Source organism: Zhongshania aquimaris, from assembly GCF_019312595.1.
GTDB classification, from domain to species: domain Bacteria; phylum Pseudomonadota; class Gammaproteobacteria; order Pseudomonadales; family Spongiibacteraceae; genus Spongiibacter; species Spongiibacter aquimaris.
In genome coordinates this window covers 183,728-206,723 of record NZ_JAHWDQ010000001.1, presented here as the reverse complement: position 1 = coordinate 206,723, position 22,996 = coordinate 183,728, and the positions used below count along the sequence as shown (strand labels likewise).

Sequence of the window (22,996 nt, the reverse complement as noted above, 5' to 3'; positions counted from 1 at the left end):
CTGGCTGTACATCCAAGTGTTTCGTACTCGCGTAAAAATTTGTGGTATCACTCAAGCTGAAGATGCGCTTGCAGCAATTGATGCCGGTGCTGATGCTTTGGGGTTTGTATTTTACCCGCGCAGTCCGCGTGCGGTCAGTGTTGAACTAGCAGCTAGTATCATGTCGTTGTTACCGCCATTTGTAAGCAAAGTAGGCTTGTTTGTGGATGCTAGTGAGGCGGAAATTCAGAATGTACTAACGAGCTGTTCGCTTGATCTCATTCAATTTCACGGCGATGAGACCCCTGATTTTTGCAACTTGTTTTCCGTGCCTTATATGAAAGCGCTACGTATGCGAGATGGTCTGGATGTGGCTGCGGCTGCGCAGGCTTATTCTTCAGCAAGCGCGCTATTGTTGGACAGCTATAAGCCAGGTATTCCCGGTGGGACTGGTGAATCTTTTGATTGGGATAGAGTACCCCGTGAATTGGCGCTCCCGATTGTGCTAGCGGGTGGACTAACCCCGAGCAATGCCGGTGCAGCGATAGCGGCCTGCCATCCTTTTGCCATGGATGTGAGTGGCGGGGTGGAGAAGGCGCCCGGCAAAAAATGTACGCAAAAAATGACAGAATTTATTAAGGCGGTCAGCCGTGCTGATCGACGGGAGGATTGAGTGAGTAGTAAAGTAGCTAAAGCTGATTTTAGCCAGTTTCCAGATGCCTCCGGGCATTTTGGTATCTACGGTGGTCGCTTTGTTTCGGAAACCTTGGTGTTCGCCCTGGATGAATTGGAGGCAGCCTATCAGCGGCTTCGCAAAGACCCGGACTTTCAAGCCGAGTTTGATCATGACTTGGCGCATTACGTGGGTCGTCCTTCACCGCTGTATCACGCCAAGCGCTGGTCCACGGAAGTGGGTGGCGCTCAGATTTACCTCAAGCGCGAAGACTTGAATCACACTGGCGCGCACAAGGTTAACAACACCGTCGGGCAGGCGCTGCTCGCGAAATACATGGGTAAAAAGCACGTGATTGCGGAGACCGGTGCGGGGCAGCACGGTGTCGCATCTGCGACGGTTGCGGCTCGTTTAGGGATGAGCTGCAAAGTATTTATGGGTGAGGATGATATTCATCGCCAAGCTTTGAATGTATATCGTATGAAGTTGCTCGGCGCTGAGGTGATCTCAGTTAAATCGGGCTCTAAAACCTTGAAAGACGCTATGAATGAGGCGATGCGCTACTGGGTTACAAATGTTGAAGATACGTTTTATATCATTGGCACCGCCGCTGGCCCGCATCCCTATCCGATGTTGGTGAGAGATTTTCAATCAGTGATAGGCCGCGAAGCGCGGGAACAATGTTTGACTCAAAATGGACGTCTGCCCGACGCGCTGGTTGCCTGTGTTGGTGGCGGCTCAAATGCTATTGGTCTTTTCCATCCTTTCTTAGACGATGAAGACGTCGCGATGTACGGTGTCGAGGCGGGTGGCGACGGCGTTGACACAGGCCGTCATGCCGCCCCGTTAAATGACGGCATTCCTGGCATATTGCATGGCAACCGCACTTATTTAATGCAGGATGAAGGCGGTCAGATTATCGAGACGCACTCGGTCTCCGCCGGCTTGGATTATCCCGGCGTCGGTCCAGAACATTCATGGCTCAAGGACTTGGGGCGCGTGAACTACGTCGCCATTAACGACGATGAGGCGCTGGCAGCGTTTCGTAAGCTAACGCTTGTGGAGGGCATCATGCCTGCCTTAGAGTCAGCCCATGCGGTGGCCTATGCAGAGAAGCTGGCCAAAACCATGAGTCCAGAGCAAAGCATCGTTGTCAACTTGTCTGGTCGTGGTGACAAAGATATTCATACCGTCGCGACTATTGACGGTATTGGCATTGAATAACGGGGAAGTACTTTGAGTCGTTTAGCTGCAGTATTTGCAAAATTAGAAAAAAACGGCCGCAAGGCATTGGTACCGTATATCGTTGCGGGCGATCCTTCGCCCGCACTGACTGTGCCGCTAATGCACGAATTAGTGCGACAAGGTGCTGATATTTTAGAAATCGGCGTGCCTTTTTCAGATCCCATGGCCGAAGGTCCGGTAATTCAGCTTGCGCATGAGCGCGCTTTAGCGAATAAGGTTACCTTGACGATGGTGCTTGAGCTGGTTACCGAGTTTCGCAAGTCCGACCAAGACACGCCATTGGTGTTGATGGGGTATGCCAACCCGATTGAGCGCATGGGTTATCAAGTATTTGCTGACCGAGCTGCGTCAGCCGGTGTAGATGGCTTGTTGACCGTTGATATGCCGCCAGAAGAAGCAGAGCAGCCGACCCGGATTCTGCGCGCCGCCGGCATCGATAATATTTTTCTGCTTGCACCGACAAGCAGTGAAGACAGAATTAAGAAAATCGTGTCCTTGGCAAGCGGCTATTTGTACTGCGTGTCCTTGAACGGGGTAACCGGCGCCGGGAATTTGGATATCAAGGCCGTCTCTGAAAAGTTAGCGAGTATTAAACGCTTCACAGACCTGCCAATAACAGTGGGCTTTGGTATTAAAGACGGCGTGTCTGCGGCCGCCTTAGCGCCGTTATGTGAAGGTGTGGTTGTCGGAAGCGCGCTAATCGAGCGGTTGGTTGCGACGGATGCCGACAAGACAGTAGAGCAGCGAGCAGCATTGGCTGCTGCATTGATCGCCGAGATTCGCTCAGCAATCGATGCCTGAGAATTATCGCCTTAGCCTATTGTATGTTGGCAGGGTTTATAGGGTAAAGTAATGCACAGCTAATGCCTGCGTGCATTTTATAAACAGATTAAAAATGACTACAGGAATGGATTATGAGTTGGGTTGATAAGATTCTTCCCTCGGGAGTGCGACGTGTTGATTCGGATGAGCGTCGAGGTGCAAAAGGTGTTGTACCCGAAGGGCTTTGGAAGAAATGCGTTAAGTGTGAAGCGGTACTTTATCGTCCCGAACTAGAAAGTAACCAAGACGTTTGCCCTAAATGTGATCATCACATGCGTATTGGCGCGCGACGTCGAATTGCGTTGTTTTTAGACGAGACGGGCCGCGAAGAAATTCTTAGCCATATCGAACCCGTAGACCGACTCAAATTCAAAGACAAAAAGAAGTATCGCGATCGTTTAACCGCGGCGCAAAAAGCGACAGGCGAGAAAGACGCCCTAATTGCTTTTAAAGGTAAGGTAAAAGATTTACCGGTAGTGGTTGTTGCCTTTGAGTTTAATTTTCACGGCGGCTCGATGGGGTCTGCGGTGGGCGAGAAATTCACGCAAGCGGCAAATGTTGCGCTTAAGGAACGCTGCCCGCTGATTTGTTTTTCTGCGTCGGGTGGTGCTCGTATGCAGGAAGCGCTTATCTCTCTTATGCAGATGGCTAAAACCAGCGCGGTACTGGAGCGGTTGAAGCAAAATAGTGTTCCCTATATATCGGTTATGACCGACCCAATTTACGGTGGGGTTTCCGCGAGTCTGGCCTTGCTGGGCGACATAAATGTTGCGGAGCCTGGTGCGCGTGCGGGCTTTGCTGGTCCTAATATTATCGAGCAAACGATCCGTCAAAAATTGCCGCCGGGATTCCAGCGCAGCGAGTTTTTGCTGGCACATGGCGCTATCGATATGATTGTTCGTCGCGCGGATATGCGTGACACCCTCGGTCGGGTGCTGGGCGGCTTGATGCACTATCAGCGCTAATTACACTATATGAGGTACACACAGGTCGGCGATTGGTTGCGGTGGATGGAAACTCAGCATCCCCGCGATATCGATCTCGGTCTTGAGCGCATCGCGCGAGTCGCACAGCAACTTAATATCACGCTTAATATGCCGGTAATTACCGTTGCCGGTACTAATGGCAAAGGTTCCTGTGTGGCTCTGCTGTCGTCGATACTTGGTCAGCAGGGCTATCGAGTCGGCGCTTATACTTCCCCCCATATCATTCATTATCAAGAGCGCATTGTTGTCGCAGGTAACAATGTCGACGACGAGACCCTGTGCAGTGCGTTTGCTGCGATAGATGAAGCCCGAGGCGAGATCTCGCTGACGTACTTTGAGTTCGGCACCTTGGCTGCGCTGCTCATTTTTGAGCAGCAGGCTGTGGACGTTGCGGTGCTTGAGGTTGGTTTGGGCGGTCGTTTAGATGCCGTGAATATAGTTGACGCTGATGTTGCCATAGTCAGCTCTATTGCCATCGATCACGAAGCTTGGTTGGGCTCTGATCGAGAAATGATTGGCCGTGAAAAGGCGGGGATCTTTAGATCTGGCCGGCCGGCAATTATTGGTGATCCTCAGCCTCCGCGGGCCCTTTTAGATTATGGCTTGCAGCTGGGGGCAACGCTCGTTTGTCGCGACGACGATTTTAGCATTACAGAGCAGACTGGCTCCACCTGGTCGTGGCAAGGCCTAGCAAAAAATGGTGAGCGCTGTGAATATAAGGACTTACCTCGTTCGACCTTGCTCATAGACAACGCTGCGACCGTGTTGCAGGCCTTGCAATATATTGACTTACCCCTATCTGAAGAAGCCATACGGCAGGGGTTGAGCACGGTTAACATTTCCGGCCGCTGCGAGCATATCAATTATCGCGGTATCGATGTTGTGTTGGATGTGGCGCACAATCCCGCATCGGTGCAAATACTTTACGATCACTTGGTTGCCAATCCTATTGGCGGTCGGACGACGTGTTTGTTTGCCGTGATGGCAGACAAGGCGATTGACCAGATTATAGCCATAGTCAAACCCTGTTTTGCACACTGGACTTTGGTGCCGCTGCTAGGGAATGATCGAGCGGCAACAGCTGAAGAAGTAAAAGTGGCGCTGCAAGCGCAGGGGGTTGCTCAGGTGTCAGTTGGCGATTCGTTTGGCGAAAACTTGGATAGCGCTTTGTCGAGTCTGTCGGCAGGTGATCGCTTAGTGGTTTTTGGTTCATTTTTCACTGTGGCCGCTGCCATGGCAGAATTCGCTGACCGGCTCAGCGCAGAATAAGTAGTAGGGGATACGACATGATGAGACAACGCTTGGTCGGTGCACTCGTTTTGCTATGTGGCGGGGTGATACTTTGGTCACTGTTATTTACAGGCCCTGCAGCGTACAAATTAGACAGAGATACGCAGATTCCAGACGCACCCTTGGTTGACCCGGTAATCGATACGCCGCCGCAGAAACCCGACGGCGTTATGCCGGCAGATACTCAGCTGGTGCCGGAACAGCCAAATATGCCTATTGCCGATGAAGACTCCGAAAAGGGGGCTGCAGTGCGGGCGGAAGCGGCGAATGTTCCTGAACCTAGTGCTAGCGATACGGCATCACCAGCTGTGGTTGCTAAGCCGAAACCTGTTGCGGTGAAAAAGTCAGCGCCTACGCCGCTTGGCAAGGAAAAGTTAGACGCTAATGGCTTGCCACCGGCATGGGTCGTGCAGGTTGGGGTTTTTGGCAGCGAGTCGAATGCAGAAGCGTTACTGAAATCCCTGCAGGGCGCAGGCTACAAGGCATTTATTGATAAAATTCAGCGAAATTCAAAGCCGCTCTATCGTGTGTTAGTGGGGCCGGTAATTAGCAACGAGAAAGCTGTATCGCAGCAAGCTGCTATCAATAAGCGCTTTAATGTTAAGTCAATTGTTAACCGTTTTGAGCCTTAGTTGGTACTTAAAGCAAAATCTTACTTGGGATGCGGCGCTGGGCTTGTTAGAATTCGCGTCTCGAATTCTTGCGGGAGCCGCTTACAGTGCTAAGCACGTTTAACTGGGCTGACTGGGCCATTCTTGGCATTGTGACAGCCTCGGCACTTATCAGTTTGATACGTGGTTTTGTAAAAGAAGCGCTGTCTTTGTTGACCTGGGCTATCGCATTTTTTGTCGCTGTTGCCTTTCATCCTCAAGCAGTTGCTTTGCTCGAGCCCTTAATCGACAAAATATATATGCGCGAAATACTCGCCTATATTCTCGTCTTTATTACCACCTTAGTGGTGGGCAGTTTAATCACTCATATAATTGCTGTCATGGTGAAACGCACGGGTTTAAGTGGTACCGATCGCTTGCTCGGCATGATCTTTGGTACCGCCCGAGGTTTAATTGTGGTGTTGGCAGTCTTGGTTTTATTACCGTCGCTGTTGACGGGTGTTGAAAATGATCAGTGGTGGAAGGAGTCTCAGCTGGTCCCCGAGTTTCTGTTGATGAAGGACTGGTCAGAGCAGAGCTTCAATGATGTGGTTAACTGGGGCTCGTCATTACTGGCCAGTCAGAGTAATTAATCGCGTTTGATCTTCGTCCTAATGAGGTAGTACTGCATGTGTGGCATCGCGGGTATAGTCGCTAAGACTAATGTAAACCAGGATTTGTACGATGCATTAACGGTGCTGCAGCACCGTGGTCAAGATGCTGCTGGCATCGTGACTTTTGAGCATGGGAAATTAAATCAACGCAAAGGCAATGGTTTAGTTAAAGATGTTTTTCACACGCGGCATATGCAGCGTCTATTGGGCAATATCGGTATTGGCCATGTGCGTTATCCAACTGCGGGTAGTTCAAGTCCCGCCTTGGCGCAGCCTTTTTACGTTAACTCGCCATATGGAATCAGCCTTGCCCACAACGGCAATTTAACCAATGCCGCTGAGCTGTCAAAAGAATTATTCCAATCTGATTTGCGCCACTTGAATACCGAGTCTGACTCTGAAGTATTGCTGAACGTGTTCGCTCATGAGCTGCAAAAATTGGGTAAGTTAGTGCCGACTGCTGACGATGTGTTTGCTGCGGTTAGTGGTGTGCATTATCGGTGTAAAGGTGGTTATGCGGTTGTCGCGATGATCGCAAACTACGGCATTATTGGCTTTAGGGACCCCAATGGTATTCGCCCCTTGGTTTATGGAGTGCGCGAATCTGCGCTAGGTAAAGAGTATATGCTGGCGTCTGAGAGTGTGGCTCTCGATGGTCTAGGTTATAAATTAATTGGCGATGTTGCACCCGGCGAGGCGGTCTATATCGAAACCAATGGGGAAATTCATGTTCGCCGTTGCGCAGAAATTAGCGATTACCGCCCCTGTATTTTTGAACACGTCTACTTCGCAAGACCAGACTCGATCATGGATGGCATCTCCGTTTATAAGTCTCGCTTACGTCAGGGCGAGCGTTTAGCAGAGAAGATTTTGCGCGAATATCCGGATCATGACATCGATGTTATCGTGCCGATTCCAGATTCCAGTCGTATCGCTGCTCAGTCTATGGCGGCAAAGTTAGGTGTTAAATTCCGCGAAGGTCTGGTGAAAAATCGCTACATTGGTCGCACGTTTATCATGCCAGGCCAAAGTGCACGCAAAAAATCAGTCAAACAAAAATTGAACGCCATTGGTTTGGAGTTTAAAGACAAGAACGTCATGTTGGTAGATGATTCTATCGTCCGCGGCACGACTTGCCAGCAAATTATAGAAATGGCACGCGATGCGGGCGCACGCAAAGTGTATTTTGCTTCCGCCGCGCCGCCGGTGCGTTACCCCAATGTTTACGGTATTGATATGCCCTCAGCTGAGGAGCTCATTGCACACGGCCGCACGCCAGAAGAGGTGCAGACGGAAATTGGCGCCGACTGGCTGCTCTATCAGGACCTTGATGATTTGGTGAGTTGTTCCTCGGAAGGTAATCCCAAAATTACGCATTTCGAGTGTTCGGTATTTGACGGCAATTACGTCACCGGTGATGTTGATCAGGCCTATTTGGATAAGCTTGCAGCAGATCGCAATGACGACTCTCAAAGTGAGCGAAATGCGGTTATCGGTGAAGGCGCCTTGATTGGCCTGCACAACGACGTATCATAAGAGACGACGTAATATTGCGAGCTGAGTGGCGGAGAGAGCAACAATAATGACCGAGCAAGACTATCTGGCGCAGCGCCAAGCGGTATTGGCAGAGGCTGAGCTTGACACGCGCGCGGTGCGCGCAGGTCAGGTACGCACCGCCGAGGGCGAACACGCTGAGCCTATTTTTATGACCTCAAGCTATGTGTTCGCATCAGCAGCTGAGGCGGCCGCACGATTCTCTGGCGAACAAGCCGGCAACGTCTACTCGCGTTATACCAATCCTACCGTGCGGACGTTTGAAGAGCGCATAGCCGCTTTGGAAGGCGCGGAAATGGGCGTCGCCACTGCCTCGGGTATGGCCGCAATACTAAGTACCTGCATGGCCTTGCTTCAGTCAGGCGATCATATAGTGTGTTCGCGCAGCGTATTTGGTACGACCACCGTTTTACTGACAAAGTATCTTGCTAAGTTAGGTATTGACGCGAGCTTTGTGTCGCCGATTGATGTGCAGCAATGGCGCGATGCGATACGCCCGAACACTAAAATATTACTGTTGGAAACGCCTTCCAACCCGCTGTCTGAGATTGCTGATATCCGCGCCTTGGCGGACGTAGCTCATCAACACAACGCGTGGCTAGTCGTTGATAATTGTTTTTGTACTCCGGCACTGCAACAACCCTTGGCACTGGGTGCTGATATCGTTGTGCATTCTGCGACCAAGTATCTCGATGGGCAGGGGCGCGCTGTGGGTGGTGCGGTCGTCGGTCGCCGAGAACAGATGAATGAAGTGCTTGGTTTTATTCGTACAGCCGGTCCTAGTATGAGCCCATTCAATGCATGGGTTTTCTTAAAAGGTCTAGAGACCTTGCGCTTGCGAATGACGGCACACAGCGCTAGTGCACTTGCATTGGCGACGTGGTTGCAAGAGCAAGCTGGTGTCAAAAAAGTGTATTACTCCGGACTGCCCGATCATCCTCAACATGCGCTTGCGGCATCGCAGCAAAAGGCGTTTGGCGGTGTGCTGTCCTTTGAAGTTGGCAGTGACAAAGATGCCGCTTGGCGATTTATAGATGCGACCCGTTTAGTTTCTATAACGGCTAATTTGGGGGATGCGAAGACCACTATTGTTCATCCGGCAACAACCACTCACGGGCGCCTTAGTCCCGAGCAGCGTCAGCAGGCTGGCATTGCTGATAATTTGATTCGAGTGTCCGTCGGTTTGGAAGATATTGACGATTTGCGAAAAGATATGCAGCGCGGTTTGGGCGCGCTGTAATACATGGATATCTTTGCGCAGGTTATCCAAGAGATATCTAAAGTTGTGCTGGGCAAAGATAGGCAGGTGCGCCAGGCACTTTGCTGTCTGCTGGCGAGAGGGCACTTACTGATAGAAGATGTGCCTGGTGTAGGTAAGACAACCTTGTCGCAAGCTTTCGCTAAAGTGACGGGGCTAGATTATCAGCGTATGCAATTTACCAGTGATCTATTGCCCTCTGATATTCTTGGGGTGTCTATTTTTGATCGAAACAGCAACGCCTTTCACTTTCATGCAGGCCCGGTTTTTACCCAATTTCTATTAGTCGATGAGATAAACCGCGCAAGCCCGAAAACCCAAAGTGCTCTGCTAGAAGCAATGGCTGAGAAGCAGGTTACCATTGAAGGCGAGACGCGAATTTTACCTGCCCCATTTTTCGTTATGGCAACGCAAAATCCGTGGTTTCAATCGGGTACATTTCCATTGCCGGAATCTCAGCTAGATCGTTTTTTAATGCGCATCTCGCTGGGTTACCCGGATGAATTGTCAGAGCGACAGTTACTTGCAGGTGGTGACCCCCGTGCCATTATTGGCCAATTGCGGGCCTTACTCAGCGCAGAAAAAATTATTACCCTACAGGCGATGGTCGATAAAGTTGAGATTCGCGATAGTGTTATATCCTATGTACAGAGGCTAATCGCGTTCACTCGGCAAGATTCCCATTATGCTTTCGGGCTTTCTACTCGCGCCGCACTGGCATTGATACAAGCGGCAAAAGCGTGGGCAATGTTAGAGGGGCGCGAATACGTTTTGCCGGATGATATTCAATTTTTATTGGAACCGGTCGCCGCTCACCGTTTAAAACCAGCGGCGGACAATCAAAATGATGGCCCTGATTTAATACGGCGTTTGTTGTCACAGGTGCCGGTAGTGGTGTAATTATGGCGGGCAAAATGACAGCGTTTGTTCGTCGCCGCTTTGACGCTTGGTTAGAAAAGCGCAGCCCACCTTGTAGTCACGTAGAGCTCAATCAACGCCGAATTTTTATTATTCCCTCCCGCGGCGGCGCTGCCTACCTGCTTATGCTTCTCTGCCTCCTTATACTGGCTATCAACTACCAAAATAATCTGATTTTTGCGCTGACCTTCTGGCTCTTCAGTCTTCTTCTGGTCGCGATTCTTCACACCTTTGCGAATCTATCTGGGATAACCCTGCGCGCCGGAGCAGCGGAGCCGGTGTTTGCCGGTCAATTAGCTTCGTTTCACTTACATCTGGAGGCGGGCGGGCGGGATAGGCATCGATTACATTTGGGGTTTACCGAGCAGGCAGCGGTGACGTGTAGCCTCGATGCCAAAAAAGGGGGGAGCAGTGTAATTTTAAAGTACCCAGCGCTTAAACGCGGTGCCATGCGGCCGAGTCGTATGACTATTACCACCCGTTATCCTTTAGGTATATTGCGCTGCTGGAGTGCGCCTAAACTTGACTGGCATTGTCTTGTTTATCCCCAGGCGCGGCTGTTGCGGCCTTTAGTGAATAGCGCTACAGAAGGTGAGGGCAGTATTCCCGATATTAGCCGAGACGGAGATGAATTTACTGGCTTCCAGCTTTATCAGCCCGGTCAGCCACCCCGCCGAATTTTTTGGAAGGCTTATGCCAAAGGCCAGGTTTTGCAGACCAAGCAGTTTGAACAATCGCAATCTGATGAATTAATACTGGATTGGAATGAGCTTGACGGCCTTGGGGTAGAGGAGCGATTGAGTACCTTGTGTGCGTGGGCTCTGGATTGTAATACCCGAGGGCTATCGTTCGGCCTGCAAATGCCTGGAGTAAAGATCTCGGCAGCAAGTGGCGGCGACCAGTTGACCCGTGTTTTACGTGCATTGGCTTTGTACTAGCGTGAATACCTTAACTGGAACGAGGCAAAGACCATGAACGCAGCTGAAAATCGTCATGCTGTTGTCTGGTTATTGCTCGCACAATTATTGGCGATACTTCCTTTAGTCGCGGTACTGCCGCTGTGGATTATTGCCGTGTGGGTGGCGTCAGCGTGGTGGTATTGGCGGATAATTTCGGCGGGGTGGTCGTTCCCCATAGGGGCAGTGAAAGGCTTGTTGGCTCTCGCAGCCATCGCCGGTGTTTATTTTTCGTTTGCGTCGCTTTTTGCCATTGAGGCGATGGTGGCAATACTTGTCCTCGCTGTCATTTTAAAGTTGCTGGAACTCAAAACCGAGCGAGATCACTGGCTAGTGCTTATGCTCAGTTATTTTGTAGTTGCCTGCAATTTGCTATTTTCCCAGCAAATAATTGATGTCTTACTCAGTTTGCTACAGGTCGCGGCCTTACTCGTTGCTCAGCAAACTATGAATCGAGATAAAACAGCAGTCACTACGATGTTGCGATCGGTAGGGCTGATGGCGCTGCAATCTCTGCCGTTGATGTTACTCCTATTTGTGATTTTTCCGCGCATCGGGCCGCTCTGGACAATGCCATTGCCCGGAGGGCAGGGCAAAGTCGGTATGTCAGACTCCTTAGAATTTGGTGACATCGCAAAATTAAGTCAGTCTGGCGAGTTGGCTTTTCGAGTTCGTTTTGACGGAGAGCTGCCGGATTTAGCATCGCTGTATTGGCGTGGATTGGTTCTTGATGAGTTTGATGGTCGACGCTGGAGCCGAAATACATGGTCAGCCCGAAATAAAATGTCGCAAGCTGCTCTCTCAGAATCTTTTGTATCTTACACAGTGACCCTGGAATCTGCCTTGCACCAGTGGTTTTACGTCTTACCATTAGGCAAGATTGATCGCGACGACGTGTACTATTCAGCTCAGCATCAGTGGCTAAGTAAAAAGCCTATTAACGGTCGCGTAGAATATTCTGCTAAGAGTAATTTTGATCAGCCGCTTATGGATGACTCGGGCGGTCAGCGTCAAAATTTACAGCTGGGCAGCCGTTCAGACAATTCTCAAGCGCGTGCTTTAGCTGCGCAATGGCAAGAAGAATTTTCCGACCCAAGGGGTAGAGTGAGTGCCGCGATTGCGTTCTATAAAGCAACTCCCTTTGTGTATACTCTGACTCCGCCGTTGTTGGGGCAAAATAACGTTGATGAGTTTTTGTTCAATACTCAGCAGGGCTATTGCGAGCATTTTGCTGGCAGCTTTGTCTATTTAATGCGAGCTGCGGGTGTGCCTGCACGGATTGTAGTTGGTTATCACGGCGGTGAGTTCAATAAGCGCGATGGCTATTTACTGGTGCATCAATCTGACGCTCATGCATGGGCTGAGGTTTGGTACGAGGACGAAGGGTGGGTGAGAGTTGACCCTACGGCGACAGTTGCCCCTTCTCGAATACGCCTCGGTGCCGAAGCACTATTGAGTAGACAGAGCGGCTATTTACAAGACTCACCGTTGTCGCTAAGACGGTTTGAGTGGGCCACTCGCCTGCGTTATTTTGTCGATAATATGAATTATGCTTGGGCCCGATGGGTGTTGAATTTTGACAGCAATATCCAAAACAATTTTTTGCGGGGAGTGCTTGGGGAAATTAGTCCCCAGCGTATGTTGATTGCGGTTATGCTAGTGGGTGGTTTACCGTTAGCGATTGTCGCCTTTTTCAGTTTGCGCCTACCTACGAGGCAGAGTGAGGATTTGGCTGCGCGATATTACTTGGCGAGCTGCAGGGCCTTGGCGAGACGTGGTGTTCCAAGATTGGCTGGCGAAACCCCCGAGGATTTTTTGCGCAGAGTGATGCTTGAACATCCCGTTTGGTATGAATGGCTGGCGGTGCAAACACGTTTATTTAGTGAGTGTAGTTATTCTTTAGCTGGTGGTGAAAATTATCAGCGGAGTTTGCGAAAGTTGAAAACATATCGACGTCCGCGAAAATGGTTGGACAAGTCAGCTATTAAAGCATTAGAGGGTGAGTGAAGTGATTACCAAAGTAGTACTTGTTATCGTCGTTGTTGCGCTGATGATTTATTTAAATCGAATTGTGACCGGTATACTGCTGCAGTTTGCAAATAAAAATCGAATATCTGCACTGCGTTTGGGCTATGTGAGAAAAGCGGTGAACATCGGTTTTTTACTGATGGGCTTTATTTTCACTTGTTTTCTTTTTGGCTTGGGCTATCAACAAGTTTTTATATTTATGTCGTCTTTTTTGGCTGTGTTGGGTATTGCTCTCGTAGCGCAATGGTCGATTCTCAGCAATATTACGGCAGGTGTGATTATCTTTTTTGCCTTCCCTTATCGTATCGGCGATCGAATCAAAGTTGTCGACAAGGATGATGATATTAGCGGCAAAATTGTGGAAATAGCGCTGTTTCATGTGCTGATTCGCCGAGATGACGGCAGCACAGTAACCTATCCAAATAGTATTATTCTACAAAAGGCTGTGATTCAGCTAAACGGTTCTAAAAGTACTGAGGTTGAAGCTTTCAGCGAAGATAAGTGTTAATCATTAACGGCTTATTGATACTCGCTATGAGTCCCGAGTAATGCTGTGGTGGCCACTCTGATAACCTCACTTGTGCTTGCTATGCTCGGTAGGATTTGTAAAACATATCTGCGCACTTTTCCGCGTAGTGATGTAGGTCGGAATCTGAATTTAGCCTTTCTAAGCCAAGTAGACTGCGAAATTGAGACTCACATACCACCATGGCGATAAGTTGGCTTGCCGCCGTGTCAATATCGTCGATTTTTAAAGTTGATAATTTGTTTTGCTCCGCTAAATAGGCGCTGAGCTGGCTTCTTATTTTTTGAGGTCCTGCCTGCCAATATAAGTCGCTCACTTCTGAACGTCCGGCCTCGGCGACACAAACCCTAAACATACCGATTGCATCGTCACTTATGAGTAGGGCGGCGAGGTGAGTGCAAAAAAAACGCAAGTATTCTTCGCAGTGCATTGCGCTTGGTATTTTGTTGGGCGCAAGGTCGTATTCTTCACATTTACAGTCAATGGCGGCGGTAAACAATTGCTGTTTATTTCCAAAATGGCTGTACACCGTTTGCTTTGATACGCCCGCTGATTTGGCGATTTCCTCCATGCTTACTTTTTCAAAGCCATTCACGATGAATAGCGCTCCTGCAGCGTCAATAATCTGATTACGCTTTTCTTCGCTTTTTAGTCTAACGCGTTTTTCTTGCACGGTGTTGTTTGCCTTCTTTCAATATGTTGCGCGACGACGGATGTTGCTGAACTGTAATACTAATTTATCTAAAATAGACTAGACAGTCCAGTATGGTTTATTTATATTCGAGCGGTTCACACTATATCGAGTTTTGTTTATGCAGCGTTTTATTATGTTGGCGTGTTTTTTCGCGACAGCTTGGCTCACGCCACCCGGCGCACTCGCTGAAATCACCGTTCATCGTGTTAGTAGCGAAGTAATAGAGCGGCTACCGGCGTACGAGGCACAGCGCTTATTTGCAGGCAGAGTAGTGGGCAGTCAGCGGGCTGATATTGGCTTTGAGCTCGACGGGAAAGTTGCCGAGGTCTTGGTGGAAGACGGCCAACAAGTAAAGGCAGGGGATGTCCTTGCGCGCCTTGATACTCGATCTCTAGAAATAGAAAAGTCAGAATTGCTTGCCGCGCAACGAGAAGTTAGCGCGAGATTAGAACAATTAGATAAAGACGTTACTCGGTTTCGTAATTTGCGTGAGAGTGGCTACGTATCGGCAGGCCAGCTTGATGAGTTAACTTCTAGGCGCAGTGCGACCGAGGCTCAGTTGTCACAGGTTGATGCGCGTCTAAGAGGTGTGGCCTTGCGAATGAAAAAGTCTCGCATGACGGCACCCTTTAGCGGCGAGGTATCTACTCAGAATTTAGACGAGGGTGTGTTGGTCAGCGCCGGACAGCCCTTGATGCAGGTAGTTGTTACTGGTAGTACCGAGGCGGTGTTTGGTATCTCAGATCGTTTAGGTCGAAACCTTACCTATGGTCAACAGTTAGTGATTTCTGGTGACTTTGGCCGGTGGCCGGTATCAGTCATTTCCGTAGCTCAAAATTTAGACTGGCGAACTCAGACACGTACCGTGCGGGTTCAATTACCGCCCGAGACGTCAGCGGTTGATGGCAATACTACCTATTTGCATTTCCCTGAAAAGAGGCAGGTTGCTGGATTTTGGCTGCCATTGTCGGCTCTGTTAGAAGACGTCCGGGGAACCTGGGCCGTCTATTTTCTCGCTCCCGCAGATGACGGTTTGTATCAATTAAGAAAGCGTTCGGTGCAGCCGGTCTTTCAATACCAAGGTCGGGTCTACGTCGATGGTGAGTTACAGACCGGCGATAGGGTGGTTACGGCAGGTCTACACGGCCTTTCGCCGGGGCTGCATGTCAGTTTAGCGGCTGAGTAATTCGATATGATCTCTAAAATGCTGACTAATCCTCGCATGGTTGCGCTTCTGATCGCCTTGATTCTGGTGGCTGGCCTTGCTGCTGTGGCCAGTTTGCCGCGACTTGAGGATCCCCATCTTGTAAATCGTCACGCAATACTAGTGACACCCTTTCCCGGCGCCAGCGCAGAGCGCGTGGAAAGTCTGATTGCTGAACCACTTGAAAATGCTATTCGTACGGTGCCTGAGGTGCGTCATATCACCGCCCATTCTAGTGGCGGTGTGTCTGTGATTGTTGTGCAGCTAGAAGATGCTGTAATGCAGGAGGATGGAGATCAACTCTGGGCGGAGTTAAGAGACAAAATTCAACAGACTGCACGTCGACTCCCTGATGGCGCGGGCGAGCCGTATTTAGACACCGACCGCCACTCGGCGTTTACGTGGATTGGCGCGTTAATGTGGGAGGGAAGCGGGCCGGCAGATTTATTACGCTTGGGCCGCTACTCCGATGAGTTGGCGAGCAGGTTGAGAAACTTGACCGGTACAGACATTGTGGAGATTGTTGGTGCCCCGGCAGAAGAAGTACAAGTCAAGGTAGATGTTGTTAAGGCGGCGGCGGTTGGCTTGGATGTACCCAGAATCGCAGCAATACTGCGTGACAGTGACGCGAAAACGGCGGCCGGCGAGCTGACCAATGACCAGCAGCGTATCTCTATTGAGTTAATTGGCGGGTTTGATGCCGTTGAGCGCATTAAGCGCACCCCAATATTGACCTTTCCTGGTGGCGGATCCCTCCAGCTGCAGGATATTGCCCAGGTTTACCATGGGCAGCCAGACGTCCCGAGGAATATGGCAATAGTGAGTGGCGAGCGTGCCATCGCAATTGGGTCTCGGATGCTGCCTGATATGCGGGGTGATCGCTGGACCGCCGCGCTGCAAGCAGAGGTCGATAATTTTGCGACAACATTGCCGGATGAGGTCAAACTAAAAGAGCTTTTTGTTCAAGAGCGCTATAACTATGTGCGTTTGGGCGATTTAATAAATAATATCTTGCTCGGTTTTGTGTTCATTTTCGCTATCCTGCTTGTCACCCTAGGTTGGCGATCAGCTGTGATTGTCGCCCTGTCTCTACCATTGACGATGCTGTTTTCTCTGGCTTGTATGAGGATGACTGACCTCCCTATCCATCAGATGTCGGTGACAGGTCTGATAGTGGCTTTGGGGATCATGGTCGACAATGCGATTGTCGTAGCTGATACCGTAATGCGTTATCGCCGCGATGGTTATTCCGCTGCAGCAGCAGCCACAAAAGCGCTCCGTCATCTATGGGTTCCTTTACTTGGGTCAACGTTAACAACGATATTAACCTTTATGCCGGTGGTCCTGATGCCGGGACCGGCAGGTGAATTTATCGGGCCATTAGCTCGCGCGGTTATATTTTCACTGCTTGGTTCCTGGGTAATTTCCCTCTTCATTATCGCGCCCGTGGCAGGAAAATGGCTATCAAATAATCAGGCCAGCGGAATAGCTGCTCCGCGCTTAAATACTTGGTTCCGTCGCTTATTGTCGTGGGTGTTACTCCGGCCTCGACGGATGATGATCGTGGCTTGCATATTACCTGTGCTGGGCTTTATTACCATTCAAACTCTGCCAGAACAGTTTTTTCCGCCGTCGGACCGCGACATGATAAACCTCGAAATTTACCTGCCAGCTGGCAGTAGTATTGAGCATACGCGGCGGGCGACAGAGCAAGTGGCTGAAGTGATAAATCGCCACCCGGAAGTGACTTCCTTGCATTGGTTTATCGGCCGCAGTGCATTGTCGTTTTATTACAATTTAACCAATACCAAAGACGGCGAATCTAGCTATGCGCAGAGCATGATGACGATGGTGGACTTTGCACAGGCCAACCGCCTAATCGCCGTATTGCAGGGGGAGCTGGATGAGGCCTTTCCCGACTATCAAATTATCGTGCAGCGTCTTTCTCAAGGCCCGCCGGCCAATGCCCCGGTCGAGCTCCGTTTGTATGGCAGCAGTTTACCGCGTTTAAAGTCCCTGGGTGATGAGCTACGCCTAATCGCACAGGAGACCGAAGGTGTTGTTCACGTGCAGGACACACTTGGCCAAGTAGTGCCGAAAGTGTGGTTGGATATTGACGAGAGTGAAGCTCAGCGTAGCCAAGTTGGGCTGAAAGATGTGTCATCATTACTCGCAGCGAGTATTGACGGCGTGGTGAGCAGTAGTATGTTGGACGGTACTCAGCAGTTACCGGTACGTGTATCCGGTGCTGGTGTGAAAGCCACCAGTATCGATAGATTGATGACCTTTCCACTGGCACTGCCAACGGGTCCAAGGCCGTTATCAGCGCTGGCCAATGTGGAGTTGCGGCCCGCGCAGGCTAAAATATCTCGACGCGATGGCCGGCGGGTAAATATGGTGGGGATATTTATTCGAGATGATGTACTCCCCTCAGAGGTTCTGGATCGCATAAAAGCGCGATTAGCGGTGGAAAATTTTGAAGTACCAACGGGCTACACACTCGAAATTGGTGGTGAATCGGAAAGCCGTAATGAGGCAGTTGGTAACCTCATGGGCAGCGTTGGTATCATTTTTGTTCTGCTCATAGTTACCGTGGTGATGGCGTTTGACTCCTTCCGATTATCGGCCTTGGTGTTCGCGGTCGCGTTTCAGTCGGCGGGAATGGGGATGCTAAGTTTGTGGATTGGCCAGTATCCTTTTGGCTTTACAGCAATTATCGGTTTGATGGGTTTGATGGGGCTGGCAGTGAACGCTGCCATTGTGATCTTGACCGAGCTCAAAGCGTCGCCTTTGGCTATGGCTGGCGATAAGGCTGAGATTGTAGATATTGTGTCGGTGTGCACGAAGCACATTAGTTCGACAACAATTACCACCGTTGCGGGACTGATTCCTTTGATTTTGTCAGGCGGCGGTTTTTGGCCACCGTTTGCCGTGGTACTCGCAGGCGGTACGGTGTTAACCACCATTTTGTCGTTGTTCTTTGTGCCCGCCGCGTTTTTGGTGCTGCGAAAGCCTTACGTGCTGAAGTACTTGCCGCAAAGATCGGGTGCCGATGCCAGTTAGTTTGCTTCTCAAGCGTGTAAGTACTGGTTTGCATTTCTAGCACCGATATCGAACTTTTTCGGCTAGGCTCCTTAGCGACATGGGCGAACGTTACGATAACCTCGGTGCTTTATCGCGGTTTGTTTCCTGGATATTGTTATACTGCCGCCATTAGTGATACATGTCGAAAGTGCGTTCACTGTGTCATGTAAAAATTTAATGAGAGCGGACAATGAATTTAAACAAAGATATCCAGCAGTTAAACAATAAATTAGACCTTCTTCGACGGAAATTAGATGACGCGAAGGCCAAGGATAATCAGCCTCTGGTTCTTCAGTTTAAGCGTGAGCTGGCAACAGTGAACAAGAAGATCGCCAGTATTAAAGGTATGCAGAGTCGTAATAATTCTGCTCAGGTTGAAGCTTTGAAGGCGCTGGCTTTTAATCGAGTGCTTACTAAAGTCGAGCAGGCCGATATGGGCAAGTTTAAAAAGTCTATACGCGGCCTTATCGTTGTTCATCCTTTGACGGCATTAGGTAAGGAGATGGGCATAACGGAAGTTACCGGTTACGCACCTAAGTCATTCTAACAATTGCCAAGATAATAATGACGTTTTGAGTATTTTTTAGGGCTGTGTTTTATGCTTGTTTAGAAGGATTTTTAAAAAAACACATGAAGTTTAGCTGGCGTGTTTATCGTTCAATCCTTTAGAAAGACATCATTTTTTTAGTTGTTTGAGTTTATATAAATCGCAGACGTTAAAAAGCCGCCCGAAGGCGGCTTCCTTTTAACGAGTTAAGTCAAAGACTTGCATCGCACTCACATAGTTACTTCAGTAATTTCTACCGATGCAATACGCTTGCCTTCTTCCGCACCTTTCTGGAAAGACGCAATTTGATCGAAGTTCATGTAGCGATAAATTTCGCCAGACATCGCATCCAGATCTTTGCAGTATTCCATATACTCAGCCGGTGTTGGCAGGCGGCCCAAGATTGCGCCAACTGATGCCAATTCAGCAGAGGTTAGGTAGACATTGGCGCCGTTACCGAGACGGTTGGGGAAGTTACGCGTAGACGTAGAAAGTACGGTTGAGCCGTCGGCCACACGTGCCTGGTTACCCATGCACAATGAGCAACCAGGCATTTCCATACGAGCACCAGATGCGCCGAAGATATTGTAATAACCTTCTTCCATTAGAGTGTGCTGGTCCATTTTAGTTGGTGGTGATAACCACAAACGGGTGGACAAGCTGCCTTTGTTAGCGTCTAGCAGTTTACCGGCGGCGCGGAAATGACCGATGTTGGTCATGCAGCTACCGATGAAAACTTCGTCGACTTTGTCGCCGGCAACTTCAGACAATAATTTCGCATCATCTGGGTCGTTAGGGCAGCACACAACGGGCTCTTTTAGCTGGTCTAGATCGATTTCAATAACCGCGGCGTACTCGGCGTCGGCATCGCCTTCAAGCAGGCTCGGGTTGGCCAGCCACGCTTCCATATTGGCAGCGCGACGCTCCAAGGTACGCTTGTCGCCGTAGCCTTCGCTTACCATCCAGCGAAGCAGGGTGATGTTCGAGCGTAGGTATTCAGAAATTTCTGGAATGCCTTGTTTGATAGTACAGCCGGCTGCAGAGCGCTCTGCAGAGGCGTCAGACAATTCAAATGCCTGCTCAACGGTCAGACCGGCCAAACCTTCGATTTCGAGAATACGGCCAGAGAAGATGTTCTTCTTGCCCTTTTTCTCAACGGTCAGATGACCTTCTTTAATGGCTTGGTAAGGAATGGCGTGAACCAGATCGCGCAGGGTAATACCGGGCTGCATTTTGCCTTTAAAGCGAACCAATACAGATTCAGGCATATCCAGTGGCATAACGCCGGTAGCTGCAGCGAAGGCAACCAGACCAGAACCCGCCGGGAAAGAGATACCCATGGGGAAGCGAGTGTGTGAGTCGCCACCGGTACCGACCGTGTCAGGCAGCAGCATACGGTTCAGCCAGCTGTGGATGATGCCGTCGCCTGGGCGCAGCGATACACCGCCACGGGTCATGATGAAGTCAGGCAGATTATGCTGGGTGTCGATATCGATTGGCTTGGGGTAGGCCGCGGTGTGGCAGAAAGACTGCATGGTCAGATCGGCAGAAAAGCCAAGGCAGGCCAGATCTTTCAACTCGTCACGGGTCATTGGGCCAGTGGTGTCCTGTGAACCCACGGTGGTCATTTTCGGTTCGCAGTACGTGCCTGGACGAATACCTTCGCCTTCAGGCAGACCGCAAGCGCGACCAACCATTTTTTGCGCTAAGGTATAGCCTTTACCTGTGTCGACGGGCTGCTCTGGCAGACGGAACAGGGTAGAGTTAGGAAGGCCTAGTGATTCGCGAGCTTTAGCCGTTAGGCCGCGACCGATAATCAGGTTGATACGGCCGCCAGCGCGAACTTCGTCTAACAGTACAGGCGACTTCAGTTCGAAGGTGCTCAGTGTCGCACCTGTTTCAACATTTTTGATCACGCCGTCGTATGGGCGGATTTCAATGACGTCGCCCATGCTTAGGTCGTCAACCGGAGCTTCGAAAACCAATGCACCAGCGTCTTCCATGGTGTTGTAGAAGATCGGTGCCACTTTGCTGCCAATACAAACACCACCAGAGCGCTTGTTAGGTACGCCGGGCATGTCGTCGCCGAAGAACCACAGTACCGAGTTGGTTGCTGATTTACGCGAAGAACCCGTACCGACAACATCGCCAACGAAGGAGATAGGGTGGCCTTTTTTCTCTAGTTCTTTGATCAGCGTTAGTGGGCCAACACTGCCTTGGACGTCTGGCTTGATGCCGTCGCGTTCCATTTTGAACATCGCCAATGCGTGCAGCGGGATGTCTGGGCGTGACCATGCGTCTGGTGCTGGTGATAAGTCATCGGTATTGGTTTCGCCAGTGACTTTAAAAACGGTATTTACTATGCTTTCTGGTACTTCGGGGCGATTCGTGAACCACTCAGCATTGGCCCAGCTTTGTATAACTTCTTTCGCCAGTGCATTTCCGGCTTTCGATTTTTCTTCTACATCGTGGAAGGCATCAAACATCAGCAGGGTGTGCTTGAGTTCTTCGGCGGCGAGTTTAGCTAAATCAGCGTGGTCGAGGAGTTCTACCAAGGTGATAATGTTATAGCCGCCGTGCATATTGCCTAAGAGCTTAACGGCAACTTCTTTGCTGATTAGCGGGCTGCTTGCTTCGTCTTTTACCAGAGCGGCGAGGAAACCTGCTTTAACATAGGCGGCTTCGTCAACGCCTGGTGGTACACGGTTGGAGATCAGGTCAACAAGGGTTGCTTCTTCGCCAGCAGGCGGATTTTTGAGCAACTCGATTAGGCCCGCGACTTGTTCAGCGTTGAGTGGCTGGGGAACAATGCCTTGCGCGGCGCGTTCGTCGACGTGTTTCCGATATGCTTCGAGCACAGTGTAACTCCTCTTTTCAGTTTCGGTACCCGTATCCACCGGGATCGCCGGGGCCGGGGCTATCGATGCCCATCATCGATGCGAAATAGGGGGCTGCAAGTATACTGAAAAACCCTACATAGGTTAAGGCAACTGTGATTAATTCGGTAATGTCTTAGCGGAGCCTCTGGCGCGCACTGGTAAGGCGCGACGCGAACGACTGCAGGGATGCAGGAGGTAGAGCAACGCAGGAGCAGTTGCCGAGATCAAGGCTGCTTGTCCTTGATGACGGTCCGACGTTTCGGCGTCGCAACGCAGTCCAGTGTGCGCCAGAGGCCCGCCCTTCGGGGCTTAGCCAAAAAGGACTCCGCTGTGTTGCCGCCATTTGAAAGGCAGCCAGCCTTCCTGCATGAGAGCCTGCCCCATGAGCGTAGCGAGTGCTGTGGGTACGGCGCCTTGCCGAGCCATTTTTGGCTAAGCCTGAGGCGTCACCGAATTAATCACAGTTGCCTTAAGTGAATAAGCGCGCTTGCCTGTGCTTTGAGGGTAGCTTAATCTTTGCGCCTAAGCCTGCTGTCAGAATTGGAGCTAGATTTGTCGACCGCTATTCCCCGTGTCATTACACCCTGTACCGGCGTCTGTTCTACCGCGCTGGGCGATGATGTGTGTCGCGGCTGCAAACGATATAGTCACGAGGTAATCGACTGGAATAGTTATACCGATCAGCAGAAGCAGATTATTGATGAACGCCTAGATGGGTTCTTAATACAGGTGATGTCGAATAAATTAAGTATTCGCGATACCCGTATTTTGCTGTGGCAGTGCCAGGTTCAGCGGGTTCGCTATCCAGCTCATAAGAGCCCGTATATTTGGCTGTTCCAGTTACTTCGGGCCGGCGCTGGCCAGATTAGCGACCCTGCGCAGTTTGGCTTTGTACTTGATTCGCAGTATCGGGATGTGCCCCTCTTACAGCTGCGAGACATGATAGACAAAGAGTTTTATCTTCTTTCGGAAGCGCATTATCAGCGCTATATAGGCATGTATCTTCACGCCGAGAAGTAGTTCTTTTTGGTGACGCGAGCACTACCCGGTTCTGATCCCGCGTCGGATTTTGGTATACTGCGGCGGTTT

At 50.3% G+C, this 22,996-nt stretch carries 19 protein-coding genes; 17 read left to right on the top strand and 2 right to left on the bottom strand.

The window, feature by feature from the left end; translation table 11 throughout:
- Positions 1-16: 16 nt before the first annotated feature.
- From KXJ70_RS01040 to KXJ70_RS00980, 13 genes are all read left to right on the top strand, one after another.
- Positions 17-652: a phosphoribosylanthranilate isomerase gene (locus KXJ70_RS01040; RefSeq protein WP_219041608.1), complete on the top strand. Its 636-nt coding sequence runs from the start codon at positions 17-19 to the stop codon at positions 650-652.
- Positions 653-1,876 (top strand): tryptophan synthase subunit beta, encoded by a 1,224-nt coding sequence (trpB, locus tag KXJ70_RS01035; RefSeq protein WP_219041607.1) that lies wholly within the window; start codon positions 653-655, stop codon positions 1,874-1,876.
- A gap of 12 nt (positions 1,877-1,888) precedes the next feature.
- Complete coding sequence (trpA, locus tag KXJ70_RS01030; RefSeq protein WP_219041606.1) at positions 1,889-2,698, top strand: tryptophan synthase subunit alpha; 810 nt, start codon at positions 1,889-1,891, stop codon at positions 2,696-2,698.
- Positions 2,699-2,811: 113 nt separating this feature from the next.
- The gene (accD, locus tag KXJ70_RS01025; RefSeq protein ID WP_219041605.1) at positions 2,812-3,684 is read left to right on the top strand and encodes an acetyl-CoA carboxylase, carboxyltransferase subunit beta; all 873 of its coding nucleotides are present in this window, start codon (positions 2,812-2,814) and stop codon (positions 3,682-3,684) included.
- Between the two features lie 9 nt (positions 3,685-3,693).
- On the top strand, positions 3,694-4,974 hold the full coding sequence (gene folC, locus KXJ70_RS01020; protein ID WP_219041604.1) for a bifunctional tetrahydrofolate synthase/dihydrofolate synthase: 1,281 nt from the start codon (positions 3,694-3,696) through the stop codon (positions 4,972-4,974).
- A 17-nt stretch (positions 4,975-4,991) separates the two neighbouring features.
- Positions 4,992-5,627: an SPOR domain-containing protein gene (locus KXJ70_RS01015; protein WP_219041603.1), complete on the top strand. Its 636-nt coding sequence runs from the start codon at positions 4,992-4,994 to the stop codon at positions 5,625-5,627.
- 86 nt (positions 5,628-5,713) lie between these two features.
- Positions 5,714-6,238 carry a CvpA family protein gene (locus tag KXJ70_RS01010; RefSeq protein WP_219041602.1) on the top strand — a complete coding sequence of 175 codons (525 nt, stop codon included), beginning with the start codon at positions 5,714-5,716 and terminating at the stop codon, positions 6,236-6,238.
- 36 nt (positions 6,239-6,274) lie between these two features.
- Positions 6,275-7,795 (top strand): amidophosphoribosyltransferase, encoded by a 1,521-nt coding sequence (purF, locus tag KXJ70_RS01005; protein ID WP_219041601.1) that lies wholly within the window; start codon positions 6,275-6,277, stop codon positions 7,793-7,795.
- A 46-nt stretch (positions 7,796-7,841) separates the two neighbouring features.
- On the top strand, positions 7,842-9,053 hold the full coding sequence (locus tag KXJ70_RS01000; RefSeq protein ID WP_219041600.1) for an O-succinylhomoserine sulfhydrylase: 1,212 nt from the start codon (positions 7,842-7,844) through the stop codon (positions 9,051-9,053).
- A 3-nt stretch (positions 9,054-9,056) separates the two neighbouring features.
- The gene (locus KXJ70_RS00995; RefSeq protein WP_219041599.1) at positions 9,057-9,971 is read left to right on the top strand and encodes an AAA family ATPase; all 915 of its coding nucleotides are present in this window, start codon (positions 9,057-9,059) and stop codon (positions 9,969-9,971) included.
- Between the two features lie 14 nt (positions 9,972-9,985).
- Positions 9,986-10,927 (top strand): DUF58 domain-containing protein, encoded by a 942-nt coding sequence (locus KXJ70_RS00990; RefSeq protein WP_219041598.1) that lies wholly within the window; start codon positions 9,986-9,988, stop codon positions 10,925-10,927.
- A gap of 33 nt (positions 10,928-10,960) precedes the next feature.
- Positions 10,961-12,952, top strand: coding sequence for a transglutaminase TgpA family protein (locus KXJ70_RS00985; RefSeq protein ID WP_219041597.1), 1,992 nt, complete (start codon positions 10,961-10,963; stop codon positions 12,950-12,952).
- 1 nt (position 12,953) lies between these two features.
- Positions 12,954-13,481, top strand: a complete 528-nt coding sequence (locus KXJ70_RS00980) for a mechanosensitive ion channel domain-containing protein (protein ID WP_369409736.1) — start codon at positions 12,954-12,956, stop codon at positions 13,479-13,481.
- Positions 13,482-13,560: 79 nt separating this feature from the next.
- On the opposite strand, the gene KXJ70_RS19480 is transcribed toward KXJ70_RS00980, so the two are convergent.
- The gene (locus KXJ70_RS19480) at positions 13,561-14,172 is read right to left on the bottom strand and encodes a TetR/AcrR family transcriptional regulator (RefSeq protein WP_219041596.1); all 612 of its coding nucleotides are present in this window, start codon (positions 14,170-14,172) and stop codon (positions 13,561-13,563) included.
- Between the two features lie 139 nt (positions 14,173-14,311).
- On the opposite strand from KXJ70_RS19480, the gene KXJ70_RS00970 reads away from it, so the two are divergent.
- From KXJ70_RS00970 to KXJ70_RS00960, 3 genes are all read left to right on the top strand, one after another.
- Positions 14,312-15,379, top strand: coding sequence for an efflux RND transporter periplasmic adaptor subunit (locus tag KXJ70_RS00970; RefSeq protein WP_219041595.1), 1,068 nt, complete (start codon positions 14,312-14,314; stop codon positions 15,377-15,379).
- An 18-nt stretch (positions 15,380-15,397) separates the two neighbouring features.
- Positions 15,398-18,460, top strand: coding sequence for an efflux RND transporter permease subunit (locus KXJ70_RS00965; RefSeq protein ID WP_255558151.1), 3,063 nt, complete (start codon positions 15,398-15,400; stop codon positions 18,458-18,460).
- Positions 18,461-18,671: 211 nt separating this feature from the next.
- On the top strand, positions 18,672-19,028 hold the full coding sequence (locus KXJ70_RS00960) for a YibL family ribosome-associated protein (protein WP_219041593.1): 357 nt from the start codon (positions 18,672-18,674) through the stop codon (positions 19,026-19,028).
- A gap of 230 nt (positions 19,029-19,258) precedes the next feature.
- On the opposite strand, the gene acnB is transcribed toward KXJ70_RS00960, so the two are convergent.
- The gene (acnB, locus tag KXJ70_RS00955) at positions 19,259-21,886 is read right to left on the bottom strand and encodes a bifunctional aconitate hydratase 2/2-methylisocitrate dehydratase (protein ID WP_219041592.1); all 2,628 of its coding nucleotides are present in this window, start codon (positions 21,884-21,886) and stop codon (positions 19,259-19,261) included.
- 537 nt (positions 21,887-22,423) lie between these two features.
- On the opposite strand from acnB, the gene KXJ70_RS00950 reads away from it, so the two are divergent.
- Entirely contained in the window at positions 22,424-22,927 is a 504-nt protein-coding gene (locus KXJ70_RS00950; RefSeq protein ID WP_255558150.1) for a DUF1289 domain-containing protein, read from the top strand.
- Positions 22,928-22,996: the final 69 nt, after the last annotated feature.

Coding starts and splice junctions, on each gene's coding strand:
- KXJ70_RS00985 (WP_219041597.1), top strand. CDS start 10,961: ATGAACGCAGCTGAAAATCGTCATGCTGTTGTCTGGTTATTGCTCGCA.
- KXJ70_RS00965 (WP_255558151.1), top strand. CDS start 15,398: ATGCTGACTAATCCTCGCATGGTTGCGCTTCTGATCGCCTTGATTCTG.
- purF (WP_219041601.1), top strand. CDS start 6,275: ATGTGTGGCATCGCGGGTATAGTCGCTAAGACTAATGTAAACCAGGAT.
- KXJ70_RS01000 (WP_219041600.1), top strand. CDS start 7,842: ATGACCGAGCAAGACTATCTGGCGCAGCGCCAAGCGGTATTGGCAGAG.
- KXJ70_RS00990 (WP_219041598.1), top strand. CDS start 9,986: ATGACAGCGTTTGTTCGTCGCCGCTTTGACGCTTGGTTAGAAAAGCGC.
- KXJ70_RS00970 (WP_219041595.1), top strand. CDS start 14,312: ATGCAGCGTTTTATTATGTTGGCGTGTTTTTTCGCGACAGCTTGGCTC.
- KXJ70_RS00960 (WP_219041593.1), top strand. CDS start 18,672: ATGAATTTAAACAAAGATATCCAGCAGTTAAACAATAAATTAGACCTT.
- folC (WP_219041604.1), top strand. CDS start 3,694: ATGAGGTACACACAGGTCGGCGATTGGTTGCGGTGGATGGAAACTCAG.
- KXJ70_RS00995 (WP_219041599.1), top strand. CDS start 9,057: ATGGATATCTTTGCGCAGGTTATCCAAGAGATATCTAAAGTTGTGCTG.
- KXJ70_RS01015 (WP_219041603.1), top strand. CDS start 4,992: ATGATGAGACAACGCTTGGTCGGTGCACTCGTTTTGCTATGTGGCGGG.
- accD (WP_219041605.1), top strand. CDS start 2,812: ATGAGTTGGGTTGATAAGATTCTTCCCTCGGGAGTGCGACGTGTTGAT.